Annotated in this window: 17 protein-coding genes; 3 read left to right on the forward strand and 14 right to left on the reverse strand. The window is 37.3% G+C overall.

All coding sequences use genetic code 11. From position 1 onward, the window contains the following. Positions 1–2: 2 nt before the first annotated feature. Genes A1704_RS00870 through A1704_RS00880 form a run of 3 tightly spaced genes read right to left on the reverse strand, consistent with a single transcriptional unit; the run spans position 3 to position 5218 of the window. Positions 3–1319 (reverse strand): lysine N(6)-hydroxylase/L-ornithine N(5)-oxygenase family protein, encoded by a 1317-nt coding sequence (locus tag A1704_RS00870; protein ID WP_062669564.1) that lies wholly within the window; start codon positions 1317–1319, stop codon positions 3–5. 1 nt (position 1320) lies between these two features. Next, a complete protein-coding gene (locus A1704_RS00875) occupies positions 1321–3720 on the reverse strand; it encodes a GNAT family N-acetyltransferase (protein WP_062669566.1) in 2400 nt (799 codons plus the stop codon). Next, positions 3692–5218 carry a pyridoxal phosphate-dependent decarboxylase family protein gene (locus A1704_RS00880; protein WP_062669568.1) on the reverse strand — a complete coding sequence of 509 codons (1527 nt, stop codon included), beginning with the start codon at positions 5216–5218 and terminating at the stop codon, positions 3692–3694. Before A1704_RS00880 ends, A1704_RS00875 begins: the two co-directional genes overlap by 29 nt. Positions 5219–5434: 216 nt before the next feature. Between A1704_RS00880 and A1704_RS00885 the strand changes: the two genes are divergently transcribed. Then, complete coding sequence (locus A1704_RS00885; RefSeq protein ID WP_062669570.1) at positions 5435–6532, forward strand: TauD/TfdA family dioxygenase; 1098 nt, start codon at positions 5435–5437, stop codon at positions 6530–6532. Positions 6533–6770: 238 nt separating this feature from the next. Here A1704_RS00885 and A1704_RS00890 read toward each other — a convergent pair whose 3' ends face one another. The 10 genes from A1704_RS00890 to A1704_RS00930 form a co-directional block, all read right to left on the reverse strand. After that, the gene (locus tag A1704_RS00890; protein WP_062669572.1) at positions 6771–7583 is read right to left on the reverse strand and encodes an alpha/beta hydrolase; all 813 of its coding nucleotides are present in this window, start codon (positions 7581–7583) and stop codon (positions 6771–6773) included. 182 nt (positions 7584–7765) lie between these two features. Continuing rightward, on the reverse strand, positions 7766–8743 hold the full coding sequence (locus A1704_RS00895; RefSeq protein ID WP_062669574.1) for a 3-oxoacyl-ACP synthase III family protein: 978 nt from the start codon (positions 8741–8743) through the stop codon (positions 7766–7768). 127 nt (positions 8744–8870) lie between these two features. Beyond that, positions 8871–9461, reverse strand: coding sequence for a Crp/Fnr family transcriptional regulator (locus A1704_RS00900; RefSeq protein ID WP_062669576.1), 591 nt, complete (start codon positions 9459–9461; stop codon positions 8871–8873). Positions 9462–9558: 97 nt separating this feature from the next. Further along, entirely contained in the window at positions 9559–10080 is a 522-nt protein-coding gene (locus A1704_RS00905) for a GNAT family N-acetyltransferase (protein ID WP_062669578.1), read from the reverse strand. A gap of 17 nt (positions 10081–10097) precedes the next feature. After that, the gene (locus A1704_RS24845) at positions 10098–10448 is read right to left on the reverse strand and encodes a phosphorylase family protein (RefSeq protein WP_238590560.1); all 351 of its coding nucleotides are present in this window, start codon (positions 10446–10448) and stop codon (positions 10098–10100) included. Further along, positions 10412–10678: a nucleoside phosphorylase-I family protein gene (locus tag A1704_RS24850; protein WP_238590561.1), complete on the reverse strand. Its 267-nt coding sequence runs from the start codon at positions 10676–10678 to the stop codon at positions 10412–10414. Before A1704_RS24850 ends, A1704_RS24845 begins: the two co-directional genes overlap by 37 nt. 35 nt (positions 10679–10713) lie before the next feature. After that, complete coding sequence (locus A1704_RS00915) at positions 10714–11088, reverse strand: hypothetical protein (protein WP_062669580.1); 375 nt, start codon at positions 11086–11088, stop codon at positions 10714–10716. 107 nt (positions 11089–11195) lie between these two features. Beyond that, on the reverse strand, positions 11196–11897 hold the full coding sequence (locus A1704_RS00920; RefSeq protein WP_062669582.1) for a DsbA family oxidoreductase: 702 nt from the start codon (positions 11895–11897) through the stop codon (positions 11196–11198). Between the two features lie 257 nt (positions 11898–12154). Further along, on the reverse strand, positions 12155–13321 hold the full coding sequence (locus A1704_RS00925) for an MFS transporter (RefSeq protein ID WP_062669585.1): 1167 nt from the start codon (positions 13319–13321) through the stop codon (positions 12155–12157). A gap of 5 nt (positions 13322–13326) precedes the next feature. After that, on the reverse strand, positions 13327–14256 hold the full coding sequence (locus tag A1704_RS00930; protein WP_062669587.1) for an alpha/beta hydrolase: 930 nt from the start codon (positions 14254–14256) through the stop codon (positions 13327–13329). Positions 14257–14412: 156 nt separating this feature from the next. Here A1704_RS00930 and A1704_RS00935 point away from each other — a divergent pair, with 156 nt between their 5' ends. After that, positions 14413–14790 (forward strand): winged helix-turn-helix transcriptional regulator, encoded by a 378-nt coding sequence (locus tag A1704_RS00935; protein ID WP_062669588.1) that lies wholly within the window; start codon positions 14413–14415, stop codon positions 14788–14790. Positions 14791–14878: 88 nt separating this feature from the next. Here the strand turns inward: A1704_RS00935 and A1704_RS00940 are convergent, their stop codons facing one another. Further along, entirely contained in the window at positions 14879–16075 is a 1197-nt protein-coding gene (locus A1704_RS00940; protein ID WP_062669590.1) for an MFS transporter, read from the reverse strand. Positions 16076–16319: 244 nt separating this feature from the next. Between A1704_RS00940 and A1704_RS00945 the strand changes: the two genes are divergently transcribed. Then, entirely contained in the window at positions 16320–17051 is a 732-nt protein-coding gene (locus A1704_RS00945; RefSeq protein ID WP_062669592.1) for an MBL fold metallo-hydrolase, read from the forward strand. Positions 17052–17057: the final 6 nt, after the last annotated feature.

A 17057-nucleotide genomic window follows, 5' to 3' on the forward strand; every position in this document is an offset into this window, starting at 1 on the left:
GATTAAATTTTGGCAGTTGGTAAGTCAGCATATTTTTCGACATCAAAATCCTGGAAAGCAATTTTCTTTTCAATTTTATAATATTCTCTTCCCAGAATATCATTGATGATGTAGGAATTACGGTAAGCAGCCATTCCCAGATCGGTAGAAATATAGCTGTGGGTATGAACTTCGGCATGAAGCACATAGATTTCGCCTCCGTTGTGGTCTATTGAATAATTCCTGTTGACATCAAACAATCCGCTGGAATCTCTTTTGATTCTATCCTGAATATTCTTCAAGAATGCAGGCTCGTGATAACGGTATCCTGTTCCCAGAATCATATAATCAGCCTCCTGATCATAAGGAATTTCCTGTTCCAGTTGGGTAAACTCAAGATTGATGAAATCCGGATTGCTGTTGTCTACTCTGTTCAGCTGGCTGTTAGGAATAATTGTAAGATTAGGATCAGCGTTGTCAATATTCAGATCATAAATAAAATCATAGATATCATTGATAAGATCATAATTGATTCCTTTAAACTGAGCCTGCTGCTTGCTTAAAATGGTTTTCCTTGCAGGTTCACTTCTGTTGTAGAAATATTCTACGTAATCAGGGGATGTAAGTTCCAGGGTCAGTTTAGAATATTCCATAGGGAAAAATCTGTCCGGACGGGAATACCAACCCAGATGTGTTTCTACATTCCTGTTTTGAAGCAGGTCATAAAAAACTTCTGCTGAACTCTGTCCGGATCCGATAATGGCAATTTTCTTTCCTTGAGATAACAATTCCTCTTTTCTATACAGATAAGAACTGGTATGAATAACACGGGAATCATCCTTCGGAATGAAAGAAGGAATATGAGGTTGTGTTCCTGTTCCTAAAATCAATCTTTCCGTTTTAAAAATAGTCGTTTCTTTGGTTTTGCTATGAATAGTCGTTACATGATATAAACCATCTTCATACGTAATATCCACTACCTGAGTAGAAAAACGGCATTGCGGAAGCTGTTCAATCACCCATTGGCAGTAACGGTTGTACTCTTTTCTCGGAATGAAAAAATCTTCTCTGATAAAAAACTTATACAGTCTTCCGGTTTCTTTCAGATAGTTCAAAAGGCTTAAAGGATTCGTTGGATCGGCCATTGATACGCAGTCGCATAAAAATGGAGTCTGCAGGGTTACATGGTTGATCATTAATCCCGGATGCCAGTCGAAACCATCTCTCTGGTCCAGGAAAAGGGTTTTCAGTTCTGAAATCGGATTAGATAATGCGGCAAGTCCCAGATTAAAAGGGCCTATACCTATGCCTATTACATTGTATACGGCTTCGTTAGTCATTTTATGTGATGTTTGTGGTGATTTGTACCTCTTTATTCTGTGGGAATTTTTCCCAGTACCATTCTCTGTAGCAGAAGTTCAGATTGGCTTTTTTATGAGGCATTTCAATTACTTTTTCTACTTTGAAGCCTACGTGGGCTTTGTTCATCATAGAAGCAAGCGAGTCTACAGATCCTTCGCCTACCATTTTTCCTACCTGTGGCTGTGCAAAAACATAGTCAACCATAGATTGTGTAGATGGAGAAACGAATTTTTTCTTTGGATCAGTCGGTGCAATAAACTGGTGCGTTCCGTAATCTGTTGGTAATACTTCGTAATAATCGCCTACCATATCTCTGCATGCCCAATAGATCTCGATATTACAGGAAGGCTCATCATTTCCGGCAATAATATAGCTATGGGCTTCATCACCTGGAAGCATCAGTCTGTAATAGGTTTCCAATTCGTCAATGGGCCAGTTCATCTGCCAGATTTTAACGGCGTGTTCACGGTTGAACCACTCGTGAAGCATTTCAAGGTCATTTTCAAGATCTATAGGACGCATACTCATCGTCACATCCTCTTTCTGGAAGTACCTTTTAAAGAAAACCTCTGTTCCCTGCGGATTTATTAATTGATCCGAGAAGAAGTGTTTGTGAAGAAGGTTAGGAACCTTCGCATAAGCAATTGAAGAAGCATTCACGCCTCCATCTACATCAGCAACCGCCGACTGAAGATTTGATTTTACAGCCCAATATCTTTGATTCAATGCATAATCCGTTAAAGATGATGGCTCAGACTCATGAAGATTTTCAAATTCCCTGTACAGAATATGGATTAATCTTCTTTCTTTAACAAGTCCCGTCTTACCTATTGAAGCAATCAGTGCGCTCAGGTTACTTACCAGGAGATGGTGTGAAATAATATCCAGAAGACGTTCATCTCTGATGAAAAGGTCTTCCACTTCAGGATAATCTTTAATCAGAGATTCATATTTTCCTTTAAAGCTTTCTTTGATTAAATAACCTTGTCCGTCTCTCACATAAATAGATTGAGGAAGCAATTGATTATCCAATTGTACAAGCAGATTCTGCTGATGTACTTCCGGAGCCATCCCGAATTGATTGTATAATCTGTTTAAAGGAGAAAGCAATAGATTTACATACTTTTCAAACCAGATAATCGCTGCTTTTTCTGCATCTACACCCAGTTGATTGGCTACATTTTTAAAGAAATGCGCCGTAAAATTGAATCCGTCTGTAGATTCATCTTGACAAAGCCTTGCTAACAGAATCACTTTATCTTCATTTGAAAAAGGATTTTCACGGAGTAGAATATTGAGACTGTCCATATTCTTCCCTTCATAATGAACGCTTAACGTGGATGGTTCCAGTAATAATTTAAAATTCGGAAAGTCATTTTCAAATGAAGCTTTTTCGTGCTGCCACCAGATAGCGGAAGCATAACCTCTGTTGAGATCTTTTAAGCTGTTTGTTCTTACAGATCCTGTCATTAAAACATGCAGAGAAAACTTCAACATCCAGCTGAAATCAGGATTATACACCGTTCTTATGGAAGATGTTGCATAAAAATCCTCACCCAATGGCCCGATGTGAATGATTTTCCCGGAACCGAGCATTTCAGGATATTCTTCTGTAGATAAAAGATATTGTGCCTCCCATGGATGGCATGGAACTATATAAAAATCATTGATGTTTTCAAAATCGTAGCTTTCCGGTAAAGAAGTCCATTTTTCGAAGATTTCTTTTGCTGAAATCCCCGGAAGAGATTTTTCTGTAATACAGTCTTTATGGATCAGGAAGTAATCCAGCTGAAATCCTTTCCCGAATTCAGGGCCGTATAACAACTGTTCTTCCTCAGAAAATCCCATTCTTGATTTGGTGAAAGGATGCAGATTGTGGCCTGCGGGAAGCATTTGCTCAGATTCAAGAAAAGAATAGGTCAACAACTGATCATCCTGCAGGCAGGCTTCTGTTGTCAGTTCCAGATTTCTTAAGCTGCTTTGAATTCTTTCCACAAAGTTTCTAAAACCCGTTTCGTTGGTAGTTTCAGAAAGTTCTTTGTAAACCAGTTCAGTAAGCTTTTGATCATTAACTTCAAAAACTTCTTGGTTTTGATGATCTACCGCCCACAAAACAGGTCCGTATTCATGAAAAAGAGTTTCTGAACGATAGGAAACCGGAGCAAATAAAAACAGTCCGCTTTTCTTCATTTCAAATCTCATAAACAATGAATAATCACTGTTCTGAAGAGCCTTTGCTGTAAGAAGATCATATTTCGGAACGCCCTGATAGAATTTTCCGTTTCCCAGTTCTCTCAGCATTCCGTTCAACAGAATTCTGAAAGTAATTTCCCGGGCTTTTTCTCCCATTTTATTTTTTTGAATTAAAGTCTTTTCCATGATTTTTGATTGTGGTGAGAATTTGATGAATGTCCTCCGTAGTCGTAATCGGGTTCAGGAAGGTAAACTTCAGATATAAGTTCCCATCCACTTTTGTACTGGCTACAAGGATTTCTCCGCTATAGAACAATTTCATCTTGATGTATTGATTCAAGGCATTCAGATCACTGATTTCCGGATTTACATACCTGAAAACAAGAACACTCAAGTCGGAATCTGAAAGGAGTTCAAAATCAGCATCTTCAGAGATCATCGCTGCAGCATCTTTGGTAAGATCGATCACGGTATCTGTATATTCTGCCAATTGTTCTTTCCCCATCATTCTTAGGGTAAACCAAAGTTTTAACGCATCAAATCTTCTTGTACTCTGGGTAATGGATTTATTGATCTGTGCAGGAATTTCCTCTTCGTCCATTTCCTTAGGATTCAGATAATCTGCGTGGTGTTTAAGAATCAACAGTTCTTTTTTGTTTTTCACAATAAAAGCACTGCTGCTGATCGGCTGGAAGAATGATTTGTGGTAATCAATCGTTACAGAGTCTGCTCTTTCAATACCATTAATCAGATCACGGTATTTCTCACTTAATAGCAAAGCGCATCCATATGCTGCATCCACGTGCATCCAGATGTTATAGTGTTCTGCAATATTGGCAATATCTTCGAGTGGATCAATATTTCCAAAGTCTGTAGTTCCCGCTGTCGCTACGATTCCGATAGGAATATTTCCTAATTGCTCTTCCCTCTTAATGTATTTCTTTAAAAGAGAAATATCCATACGGAAACGGTCATCGGTCGGAACTTTAACAATACTTTTCTCACCCAATCCCATAATGGATGCATTTTTCAGATTGCTGAAGTGAGATTTATCGGAAACAAATATCCTGAAACGGCTTGCCTCCGCTGGCAGACCATCCATTTTAATATTGTGGTTATATTTTTTCTGAGAAAAACAGTCACGCATCATCACCAATCCCATTAGGTTGCTCTGTGAGCCTCCTGCTGTGAAAACGCCATCGCTTTCGTTCGGATTATATCCGATCTGACCGGCAGTCCAGTCGATCAGTTTTCTTTCCATAAAGGTTCCTCCCGCACTCTGATCATAAGTATCCTGAGAAGAATTGATAGCACTTACAAGGATTTCTCCTGCCAATGCCGGAATGACTACAGGGCAGTTAAGATGCGCTACATATTGTGGTAAGTGAAAAGCGGTGGCATGTTTCACATAGATTTCATCTACTTCAGCCAGCAGCTCATTATAGTTGGATAGTTTTTGGTTAAGATCAATCTGTTGTACCATTCCTTTCATTGTTCTGGCTTCTATACCACTGAAAGGTTTGTTGTTTCTGTGAAGAAATTCCTGAACCAGGTCCAAAGTACTGTTGACAGCATTACGATAATGATCATAATTGTCAGGATGAAAAATATTCCCAAAATTCCCCGAAATGTGGGGTGAAGTTGTGCTTGTGAGCGCTTCAAGGGATATTAAATTGTTGTTCATAAAAGTTTTGTAATGTGATTTTTTTAATCTGTGAGTTGTTGTGGTTTTTTCGATATATGGTTATATATATCTAATAGTCAGGTCTTTAAATTTTGCATTTTTTATTATATTTTATTTGGTGATTACATAATTATTACTAAATTTGACTTAGCTATTGTTATTTAGAATAATTAAAAACAAAGATAAAAATTATTACTTAACACCAAATTTTTTTTAATGAATTCTACAGAAATTTTAGATAAAGACTGTTTAACAGCTGTAAAACTGCTTCCTACGGTCATAGAAGTCACCTCTCAGGAAAGAAGAATGATAAAAGATGCTGCTCTGCATCTTCAGAAAAAGTATGACACTTATGAAAACCGTGATTTTATAAAGCATGTACATCAACTGGCCTCTTATTTTCTTCCGGAAAGGATTCTAAATATAGCAGCTGATTTTGCGAGTGACTTTTCTGAAAATCAGTATGGCGCGCTGGTTTTTACAGGATTGATGGATATAGATCAGGAGGAAATAGGTTCTACTCCACCCAACTGGCAATCGGCAGATTATTCAAAGTTTAATTTATATGGTTTTGCGTGTGCGCTTATTCATGGGGCACTTCCCTCAAAGCCTGTACAATATTATTCACAGCGTAAAGGCGGCGGATTGATCCATGCCATCATTCCTGATGAAAAAATGAAGGAAACGCAAACCGGATCAGGATCTTCTACAGATTTATATGTCCATACGGAAGACGCTTTTCTGAAACATCAGGCTGATTTTTTAAGCTTTATGTATGTGAGAAACGAAGAGCAGGTTCCTTCAACGCTATATTCCATCCGTTCTCATGAGTCTATCGGGGAAAAGTACAGAGCACTTTTTGATCCTATTTATAAAATTCCGAAAGACGCCAACCTGGAAACGGGAAACAGTGAAGAAGACACCCTGGATTCTGTGTTGTATGGGAATTATAGCCTTCCTTTCATGAGATTCGATGCTGCTGAACAGCTTTTCAATTCCAGCATCAGACAGTCTGATGAAGCGCAGCATACACTGCATGAATTCTGGGAAGAAGCCCGACATTTGATTTATTCAGGATTTACTCCTCAGGCTGGTGATGTTATTCTTGTTAATAATCACTTATGTGCTCATGGAAGATCGGCCTTCCGTGCGGGAATAAGAAATATTGATGGTGTAGAACAGCCATGTGAAAGAAGGATTATGCTTCGTATGATGAGCAAAGTAAGTCTTATTGATATGAGAGCACACACCCTTACGGAAGATCCGTTCTTTGTGATTGAGGAACATCTGGGGAAAAATTTTCAACATTTTTAATAGAATGCCTGGTTAGTTGGTATTTTTGAACATTCAATCAGTCGAAAACCTTTTTGGGCATTGCCCGAAAAGGTTTTTTTTCTGGTTAGCCCTTTTAAAAGGTTAATAAAGTAAGTTTTGGCTAAAGCCAATGGATTTATTATCTATTTATTTAAACGGGCTAAAGCCCGTTCCTATTGAATATTGATTAGTTTTTATATCAATAGAAGCGGATTTTAGTCAAAACTTAAAAAAGGGTTTATTGTTTAAAAAATCTGTCAAACAAAGACAACTGTTCCGATAATGATCTGCTCCAGTATTCCGGAACGTGCCCGCCTAAAGATTCTGTGTAGAGATGCTGGATCTTCATTTCAGTCAGCTTTTTATGAAAATTCCTGTTCATATTAATCATTTGAGTGTCTTCTGTACCACAGTCGAAAATATATTGCTGATCTGCTGCGGCCATCAGTTTTATTTTGTTGTCCGTAAGGAAATTCGGATTGATAGACTCCAATGGTCCCAGCACTTTATTCACCATATATTTCTGATATCCTTCCCCGAACGAGTTGAAATCCAGTGCTCCACATGAACTTCCAACGATTCCAAATGTCTTGTTATACGTAACCCCGATGTTGGTAGCTCCATAGCCTCCCATACTCCATCCTAAAATCCCGCGGAATTTCTTCTCAGCTTTCACAGGATAGTTTTTATCAATAAATTCTACCAGTTCTTTTCCAATAAAAGTCTGATATTGCGAATCCTTAACAACCGGGCTGTCTACATACCAGGAACTGTAGTTTCCATCCGGCAGTACATAAATGGTTTTAAATTGCTGAGCTTTTTTAACCAGATCAGGAATATCCTGCTTGATAATCCTGTCCGGATTTCCGCTGAAGCCGTGAAGAATATAAACGGACGGATATTTCGTATTACGCTGAAGATTGGGGGTAATAATTACTGTTTTGATTTTCTTATTCATTTTCGGACTGAAAACTTCCTGATGAATAATTTTTTGTGCGGATAACTGTACAAAGGCAGTCATTACAAATACAATGTTGATAAGCTTCTTCATGCTGAAATAAATTTTAATTAATGATAATCACTGGTATCGTATTTTTTAAAACATATTGTGTACCAATGCATCTTTGACAGAGCAAAATTGTAGCATAAAAAAGATAAAAGCTTCAACATATGTTGAGGCTTTTATCTTTTTATTTTGTTTTAATACCGTGGATCCATGCAAAATGGTGATCATCAGTATTTCCAAAGCATTAATCCTGCCTGATAACCTGTTCCCAAGGTCCATATAAGAATATAATCTCCTTTTTTCAATGATTTTACTTCTTTTTGATATTGGTCTAAAGCTAAAAATGGACTGGATGCTCCGGTATACCCAAGCTCTTTAGAGTAAAAAGGAATTTTTTCCTCCGGCAGCTGAAAGTAATCGCGGATCATATTGATATTCCTGATAGAAAACTGTGAAAATAAAAACAAATCAATCTGCTCAAGGCTTATCTGATTGCGCTTTAAGAACAGAGGAATATTTTCCAGTGCAAAATTAACACTTCCCATGCCGTCAAAAATACGATCCCAGGTTGTCAGATCGCCATGATCATGACGTGAATTTCCTTTAGGTGGGTAGAGTACGGTATTACAAAAACTGCTGTCTGTATGATATAATACATCTAATAACCCTGAGGTGTTGTCCCCATCATTTTCTACGATGAAAGCAAAAGCAGAATCTGAAAGACAAAAAGCGGTAATCGGATTGTCAGGATCTAATATCCTTGAAAATTTTTCGGCACAAACTACCAAGGCTTTTGTTCCGGACCGGGTTCCTTTTAAATATTTTGATACCTGATCCAGCGCTATAAACGCTCCAATACAGTTGGCGTTCATATCATAACATAGGGTATTCGGTTTTCCGTTAAGCGCATGATGGATCTGGATGGCGTCACAGGGAATATGATGTTCGGGAGAACTGCTTACAAAAATAATAATATCTATATCGAGGATTGAAATATTACTTTCTTTAAGAACTCCTCTTGCAGCTTCAATTCCCATAGAAAGTGTAGTTTCAAAAGAATTCTCGGGAACAATAAAACGTTCTGCCCTGCCTAAAGCATTCTGGATTTTTTGCATTGAAATCTCCTGCCTTTCAAAGTGTTCAATAACGGCTGTATTATTTTCTACAAAATCAGGATGATAGAAATACGTGTGGTGTAACTTCATGTCTGGTTAATATTTTAATTATATCTCTTATTTGTGATATAATGTAAATTTAACATAATATTGAGATATATCCCAGAAACATGAAATAAATCATTAATAACTGATTATTATAAAATACGGGTAAAATTTAATGGTATTTATCTCCCTGAACTTCTTTTTTGATCCGGCTGAGCTGTGTAGGTGTAATTCCCAGATAAGAAGCAATGTGATGCTGTTTTAATCTGTTATAAAGAGTGGTGTTTTCAAGCAACTGCAAATACCGTTTTTTAGCTGTTTCGTATTTGAGGGAAACTTCCAGAGGTTCTTTTTTAACTACCCAGTTTTTTTCCAGATAATACATATGAAAAAGAGCAAGGTCATGGTGTTTTTCAAGCAATCCCCGATAGGCTTTTGCAGGATATTGTATTACAGCACAATCTTCAAGTGCAACGATATTAAAATCGCTGGGTTCATTTTTTATAATAGCAGCTGTAGAAGCAACAAAGCTGTTTTCTTCAAAAAAGATTTTGTAAATGTTATTCCCCTGTTCATCTACTGTGTAATATCCTATAAGTCCTGACTTTAAAAAGTAATAATATCTGGCCATAGAACCGGATTCCAGCAGAAGATCGTTTTTGCGGTAGTACTCTTCTGTACAGATATCCAATAAATCTTTGATGGTTTCCTCAGATAAAGGATAATAGTGATTAATATGTTTTACAAATTCTGAATGCTTCATTTTGGTATTTGGAAAGTATAAAGGATTGTATTACACAATCATCTGTGAAACCCTGTGTAATCAGTGGGTACATACAATCTTTCTGTTTTGCAGAAAATTAATCCAATACTTTTTTCATCATCAGATCGGTCTGTTCTTCTTCCCCAAGCCTGAAAATATGCTTATCAAACTCAACGAATCCATTTTTTCTGTAAAATTGTAAAGCTCTCAGGTTTTTTTCCCAAACCCCAAGCCATAAGTATGATTTACCAAGCTGCTCAGCTGTTTCCAAAGCCTGGTTATAAAGAAGCTGGCCCACTTTTTTACCGTGATGGCTTTTCTTTACATAGATTCTTTCAATTTCAAGGGCGGTATCATCCTGAAGTTCGGTCTGTGCCTCTCCGGAATTGACTTTCAGATAGCCTACAGGATTGTCTTCTTCCCAGGCAATATAGAAAAATGAATCAGGATTATTCAACTCTGATTTTATTTTTTCTGTATTAAAACTTTCTTCCAGATACTTTTTCATGGCCTCTTCCGTATTATCTTCTGCAAAAGTTTCAGAAAACGTCTGTATTCCTAAACTTTGTACAATTTCTACATCTTCAGCCGAGGCTTTATTAATGATAATTGAACTCATAATGATAAGAATAAATGTTATGAAAAAAGAATTTTCTTAAATGCTTCGGAAGCCAGATGTACCTGTACACTCCAGTCATCAGCGGCATCGCTTCCTGCATCGTCAGAAATATATTTCAGACATAAAAACGGAATGTTTTCCTGTTGGGCAATCAATGCCAGTGGATAGGCTTCCATGTCTACAATATTGTAATCTGTCTCAGAGTGGTTCATTTCAAAACTGTCTCCGCTTCCACAGATTCCCTCTTTCAAAGTATCCATTTTAAGACCGTATTCCAATACAGGTGGTACTCCGGATAATGGTGTTTCATACAATTGAAACCCTAATCCTCTTACGTCCATGTCTCTCTGGATGAACTTTGTAAGCATACCACTTCTCCTTTGTGAAATCCTTTACTTCCTGCAGAACCTAAATTCACGATCAGTTTAGGTTTTCTTGTATGAATTTCTTTGGTTAATTCAATCGCTGCATTTACTTTTCCGATGCCGGTAATTAATTTGTTTTTATCGTCAAAAACGGTTCCTGCTTCGGAATCTAATGCAAAAACAAAAAGGGTATCATCTATTGAATAATGACTTTCGTTGTTAATTTTTATCATTGAGAAATCAGATTTATACAGCTATTGACACTGTATTACAAAGATACAACAGGTTTTCCTTTTTTTGCATTAAGAACGATAAATATTAAATAACATACAATAAACAGAAACAAAGGAATCTTGAATGCAAAATAATTAAACTTTTCTATGGGAGTTTGCACTATCCTGCTCATAATGGGTGAAAGCATCATCATAAAACTTAAAATTGTTATGAGTACTTTATTTTTCCATCTTGTAACATTAAGTATAGCACCTAAAAGCCCTAATATAGCAAAAATTTGCTCTATATTCCAGAAATCAAAAGCAGTAAATAGAAGCCAAAAAATAAATGGTAATCCTATCATTTGTCCCGTTAAAATAATGAACAGGTAAGAAATAATTGAGGTATATCTAAAAATGTTAATGTTCATTTTCTTAAATCTTAGCGGATTTCATTGAAGTCTTTCAAATATATAAATATTCAATTATATACCTAATTAAAAACCCCAAAATAAAACTATTTTGGGGTTCTCATATCTTAGATGCTGCATCCGTCTGCATCACAGGAAGCTCCGTTTTCACCGGAAAGATCCTTAAACGGGCTCACGGTTTCTTTATACGTCTGCTGAAGGGCATTTTCAAATACCTCTGCAGGCTGCGCGCCGGAAACGGCATATTTACCATTCAAAACGAAGAAAGGAACTCCGGAAATTCCATTGTTTCTCGCCTCCTGAATATCCTGGTTGACTTCATAATCCAGTTGATCTGTTGTAACGGCCTGTCTTGCTTCTTCTTTATCAATTCCTAAACTTTCAGCAAGATCAACCAGAACTTCTATATCTCCCACGTTTTTACCATCAATAAAATGGGCGATAAATAATGTTTCTTCCATTTCATTAGATCTGTTATGCTTTTTAGCCAAATGAAGCAGTTTGTGGGCACTGAAGGTATTGGTGATCAGAGTCTTTTCAAAATTAAAATCAATTCCGGCTCCTTTTCCCATTTGAGTAACCTGCCCCAGCATCTGAGCAGCCTGAGGCTCAGCAACTCCTTTTTTCTCCCTGAAATATTGTATTGTATCCTGAGTTTTATTGGGGTCTAGAGTTGGATCCAGTTGAAAACTCTTCCACTCTACTTCTACTTCATCTTTAAAAGGAAGCTTATTCAAAGCCTGTTCAAAATTATTTTTTCCGATATAACAAAACGGACACATCACGTCCGACCAGATTTCTATTTTCATTGTCTTTAATTTTAAATCAAGAAACTGTTTAAACTTATCAAAAAATATTCAATCTCTATTAAAACCGTTAAGAAGCATTTAAAAGATAAAGCGTAGTTAGATGAGTCATTCAGATTTTTAATCGTAAAGCGAAGCCCATCTTAATACTCTTAAACTCTTATTAAATCTTAATGGTTCAAAAATAAAAGCTTAATCAATTTCAAATTAATAGTACAAAGATACTGTATTTTATTTAATGTAACAAAAATTATTACAGTTTAATTCTGACAGGCGGAAAGTACCTGTCTGCGCTTCCCTACGATTACTTTTAGAATCATCATTGCAAAGGCAAGAAGTCCAAAAACAAGGCCTATCCAGGGAATATACTCTACTCCTTTAGTAACGATTACCCATCCACCGATGGTAGTTCCCACCGTCACCCCCAGATTTCCGAATGAGGTAGCAAGGCTGTTGGCAAACTCCAGTGACTCCGGTGCTGAAGAAATCATATAAGTGGATGCATTCAAAAAGCTCGGTGAATAAAGGAATCCCCAGATTCCAATAACAGCAATCGTTGCCCATAGGTTTCCGTCAGAAAAATAGAGAAAAACAGGTACCACAATAGTTCCGGAAAGAAAAATAGCGGTGGTACCTGCCACATTTTTATTAAGCATTTTTCCGGCAACTCCATTGGCAAATACTCCGATAATTCCAAACAACAGAAGCATATAGCTTATCATTGAAGTATCCATTCCCTTGGCTTTGTTCAGATAATCTGCAAAATAACTGTAAGTAGAAAACCACGCAGTAATCATGAAAAAATTAGTCAGTGTACTCAGTACAAATGGAGGTTGCTTCAATATTCTGATCTGATTTCCATAAGATTTTTTCTCTTTCACAGGCATTGGAGGAAGCATAAAATAAACGACCATCAGAGCAATCAGACTCACCACAGTCTGTATCATAAATGAATATTGAAAGGCCCAAAGCCCGGCAATCCAGGTGGCAAACGGTACTGTTGTTACCATGGCAATGGCTACTCCATTAAAAACAATTCCCATTAATCCATTCTTTTTCCGGTCATCTGCCTGAGATACCGCCACAGATAATGCAGTCGCGATATATACCGGCTGAAGGAATGCAGGTAAAATTCTCACCAACATCAGCAGCCAGAAAGGAGGTGAAAAAGAAGATACAAATCCTGTAATCAGAAACATGAAAATCGCAGTAATCATTATTTTCTTACGGTCAAAACCTGATGTCAGTAAAGTCATAAAAGGTCCTGTAAGCGCAATAATTAAAGCAAAAGCACTCAAGAGATACCCAGCCTTGTCTATGCTGATCTTATAATATTCTGCAATCTGTGGAAGAATTCCGATCACCCCAAATTCTGTTGTAATAACCGCTATAAATCCCAGACATCCAATGTATGCATATTTCTTCATGATACTTATTCGCCGGATTTTAAGTTTTGATGGGCAAACTCAGCCATTTCATTCACTGCTGACTGTACTTCTTCCAGTAGTTCTCCCATATGCATAAATCCATGGACCATATCTTTGTAGAGGCTTGTTTTAAGCTTAATTCCCGCATTTTCCATATTGGCAGAAAGCTGTTTTCCATCATCCAGTAAAGGATCATGTTCTGCCAGAATAATTAAGGTAGGTGGTGTCTCTTTAAAATCTCTGATTAAAACAGGAATTGCCAGAGGATTATCTTTCTCATCTTCCGGAAGATATCCTGCCCATGCTTCTATCCCACCCTGTTTATTGAGAACCGGACCGTTTTCATAGGTTTCCCAGGTCTTAGAATTCAACTGATTATCAACTGCAGGATAAATCAATACCTGAAATTTCAGATGTTTTCCCAGCTGAGTAGAAACTGCCGTTGATAAAGCCGCTCCGGCACTGTCCCCTATGATTCCTACTTTATCAGTATCGATTCCTAAAGATTCTGCATTTTCAAATACCCATTTTACACCATCGATACAATCATTTAGACCAGCCGGAAAAGGATGTTCGGGAGCAAGACGGTAATCTATAAAAATAACTACAGCTCCTGTTTTATTAGCCAACTTGCGGACTACAGCATCATGGGTCTCATACCCACCGGCAATAAACCATCCTCCATGAATATAAATAAAAGCTGGTGATTGTTGAACATCTCTTCCTTTAGGACGGTAAATACGGATAGGAATCTGATGATTTTCCCGTGGAATATGCAGCTCTTCAATCATGGTTACTGATTCTTTCTTCCCGCTAAGCTGAAGAGACATGGTTTCAAGAAATTTTCTTGCTCCGTCTAAAGAATCCTGAGGATTGAAGGGTTGTATACTTTCTAAATGATTTAAAATCTGTTTTATCTTAGGCGTTAATTGCATTTTATTTTGATTTAAGTTGTTGCTACTGCGGAAAACATGAGCGCTATTGTCCTTCCTCTTGCAGTTATTTTCTGTTTTGATGAACAAAATTAAATCTCAAACCTTACATTTGCATTGTATACAGCTAAATGTATGGTACTAACAAATTTGTAAGTAATGGGCAAAATAAAAGAAAACTCAACGAATAATATCAACAAAAAGTATATCCAGGGATGTGATCTGAGCTATGCAGTATGCAAAATCGGAGGACGTTGGAAACTGATTATTTTAAATAAGTTAAAAGACGGAAAATTACGTTTCAGTGAACTTAGAAACTCTATTTCAGGAATAACGGAAAGAATGCTAACCCTTCAGCTGAGAGAACTTGAAAAAGAAAGTCTGGTAAAAAGAACTGTCCATGCTGAAGTTCCGCCAAGAGTAGATTATGACCTTACAGCTATTGCCAGAGAGTTGATTCCGATCTGGAAACAGCTTGATGAATGGGGAGGAAAACATAGGGAAATGATGCAGACCCAGGAAACAATTGAAGAGTAAAGATTAGAATCTGCAGATTTGAAAATAAAAGAAGCGTGATTTTATCAAGATAAAATCACGCTTCTTCAGCAAGTCAAAATATAAAAAATCACATCTCTGTGTTTGCTTTATTTACTCTTTTTGAAAACAATATATGAGCGATCAGAGCCAATACACCAAATACAGTTCCTACAAAGCATACACCTGTCCATTGAGCCTTTTGCCAGGCGATAGAAGCCAGCCAGGTTCCCAGTGATCCTCCGATAAAATAAGATACCATGTACACCGTATTCAGTCGGTTCACTGCATTGGATTTAATCAGGAAATAATTGGTCTGGTTCATAATATGGCTCGACTGTACTCCCAGATCAACAAGAATCACCCCTACAATTAATCCCCAATAGGTTTCTCCTGCAAAATAGGTAAAGCTCCAGCTTCCTATCACAATCAATAAAGAGTACAATATAATCCGGTTAATATCCAGATACTTTTGAAGTTTCCCCACCTTAGCTGCAGCTAAAGCTCCTACAGCTCCTGCTAATCCAAAGCTTCCCACTACAGACGATCCGGCATTAAAAGGAGGTTTCTCCATGTGAAAAACCAATGTGGTAAACAAAGCACACATCGACCCGAATGCCATAGCTCCACGGAATGATGCCAGTTGAAGAATCGGTTGTGTTTTGGCAAGTTGGACAACAGAACGCATCAGTTCTTTATAACTTCCTTTAAAATTAGGAGACAGCTCCGGAAGCATTTTATAAACAGCTAACCAAACAAGAATCATCAGTCCGGCTGCAATTCCAAACATGGCTCTCCACCCCCAGACTTCTCCTACGATTCCACCTACAAAACGTGACAGAAGGATTCCGAGCAATAACCCGGACATAACCAACCCGATATTGGAGGATTTTTCTTTATCAGATGAAAGCTCAGCTGCAATAGGGACAAATAATTGCGGAATTACTGATGTAGCTCCAATCAGTAAACTGGCTGCATACAGCATCCACAACTGAGTAGCAAAAGTCATCCATAAAAGTGAACCAAAAACCAGACACAAATCAATTAAAATTAATTTCTTGCGGAAAAACTTATCTCCCAAAGGAACAATCAGCAGCAATCCTAATGCATAGCCAATCTGTGTAAGGACAGAAATTTTACTCGCAGCACTTTCAGAAACCTGAAGTTCTTCAGAGATGAGTGCCAATAAAGGCTGATTATAATAATTGTTGGCGACTACAAGCCCGGCAATAACGGCCATAAGCCAGATGACAGTCCGGGAAATACCCTGGGAAGAACTCTCCTGCATTGCGTATAAAGTTTTTATTTGAATTGAAAGTCATCTGACAGCAGATCGTCAGATTTTTAAGAGATCAAAGATAATCATAAAAAAAAGAAATTTTCCGGTCTCATCTTTTACATCTTTACGAATAATCCGTAATGTTGCGATAAGTAGAATAATCTCAGCATTCTGTATCTATGATTGTTTTTATTGATCATATATATCGATGAAAAACCTTTTGAATATTAGAAATATTAAGGAAATTTGCAACATGAGAATAATTCCACTTAAAGAAGGCAATTTTTCAGCGAGCAAAACCAAAGATTTTACGCTTTTAACAGAAGAAAATTTTGATACCATCGGAGGAATCAAAATGTCTGTGCAGCCTTTTCTTATTATTACTGAAAATGATTATATCCTTTTGGACGCAGGAATTGGCTGGAAAAATGAGTCCGGAACAACGGTGGCTTCAGAAATTCTTAAAAAAGAAAATATTCGTCCTGAACAGATCACAAAGTTATTGCTTTCCCATCTCCATAAAGATCATATTGAAGGAGCTGTAAAGCTTACGGAAAATGGTTTTGAAGCTGCTTTTCCAAATGCTCAGATGTATATCCAGAAACGCGAACTGGATTTTGCAATGGAAAAGAAAGGAAATCCTTCTTTTGACTTTGATATCCTGGAAAAATTGATTCAACTTCCGAACATTATCTGGATGAATGAAAACCAGGGACAGATCACAGACGAAATTACATATGAAGTAGTCGGCGGACATACTCCTTTTATGCAGGTTTTCTGGATCAGGGAAAATGATGAAACGGCTTTCTACGGAGCCGATGATCTTCCTCAGGCTTCTTATTTAAAATACCATTTGGCCTATAAAAGCGATTTCGATGGCAGAAAAGCAATGGAGCTAAGGCTTAAATGGGAAAAAGAAGCAAGAGAAAATAACTGGAAAATTCTTTTATATCATGATCTGGATAAAGCCATAGTAGAAGTATAAATGCAG

The sequence above is a fragment of the Chryseobacterium cucumeris genome, assembly GCF_001593385.1.
Lineage (GTDB): Bacteria > Bacteroidota > Bacteroidia > Flavobacteriales > Weeksellaceae > Chryseobacterium > Chryseobacterium cucumeris.

Excerpts from the sequence above, each read along its gene's own strand:
- A1704_RS00870 (WP_062669564.1), bottom strand. The coding sequence starts at position 1,319 with ATGACTAACGAAGCCGTATACAATGTAATAGGCATAGGTATAGGCCCT.
- A1704_RS00875 (WP_062669566.1), bottom strand. The coding sequence starts at position 3,720 with ATGGAAAAGACTTTAATTCAAAAAAATAAAATGGGAGAAAAAGCCCGG.
- A1704_RS00880 (WP_062669568.1), bottom strand. The coding sequence starts at position 5,218 with ATGAACAACAATTTAATATCCCTTGAAGCGCTCACAAGCACAACTTCA.
- A1704_RS00885 (WP_062669570.1), top strand. The coding sequence starts at position 5,435 with ATGAATTCTACAGAAATTTTAGATAAAGACTGTTTAACAGCTGTAAAA.
- A1704_RS00890 (WP_062669572.1), bottom strand. The coding sequence starts at position 7,583 with ATGAAGAAGCTTATCAACATTGTATTTGTAATGACTGCCTTTGTACAG.
- A1704_RS00895 (WP_062669574.1), bottom strand. The coding sequence starts at position 8,743 with ATGAAGTTACACCACACGTATTTCTATCATCCTGATTTTGTAGAAAAT.
- A1704_RS00900 (WP_062669576.1), bottom strand. The coding sequence starts at position 9,461 with ATGAAGCATTCAGAATTTGTAAAACATATTAATCACTATTATCCTTTA.
- A1704_RS00905 (WP_062669578.1), bottom strand. The coding sequence starts at position 10,080 with ATGAGTTCAATTATCATTAATAAAGCCTCGGCTGAAGATGTAGAAATT.
- A1704_RS24845 (WP_238590560.1), bottom strand. The coding sequence starts at position 10,448 with ATGCTTACAAAGTTCATCCAGAGAGACATGGACGTAAGAGGATTAGGG.
- A1704_RS24850 (WP_238590561.1), bottom strand. The coding sequence starts at position 10,678 with ATGATAAAAATTAACAACGAAAGTCATTATTCAATAGATGATACCCTT.
- A1704_RS00915 (WP_062669580.1), bottom strand. The coding sequence starts at position 11,088 with ATGAACATTAACATTTTTAGATATACCTCAATTATTTCTTACCTGTTC.
- A1704_RS00920 (WP_062669582.1), bottom strand. The coding sequence starts at position 11,897 with ATGAAAATAGAAATCTGGTCGGACGTGATGTGTCCGTTTTGTTATATC.
- A1704_RS00925 (WP_062669585.1), bottom strand. The coding sequence starts at position 13,321 with ATGAAGAAATATGCATACATTGGATGTCTGGGATTTATAGCGGTTATT.
- A1704_RS00930 (WP_062669587.1), bottom strand. The coding sequence starts at position 14,256 with ATGCAATTAACGCCTAAGATAAAACAGATTTTAAATCATTTAGAAAGT.
- A1704_RS00935 (WP_062669588.1), top strand. The coding sequence starts at position 14,413 with ATGGGCAAAATAAAAGAAAACTCAACGAATAATATCAACAAAAAGTAT.
- A1704_RS00940 (WP_062669590.1), bottom strand. The coding sequence starts at position 16,075 with ATGCAGGAGAGTTCTTCCCAGGGTATTTCCCGGACTGTCATCTGGCTT.
- A1704_RS00945 (WP_062669592.1), top strand. The coding sequence starts at position 16,320 with ATGAGAATAATTCCACTTAAAGAAGGCAATTTTTCAGCGAGCAAAACC.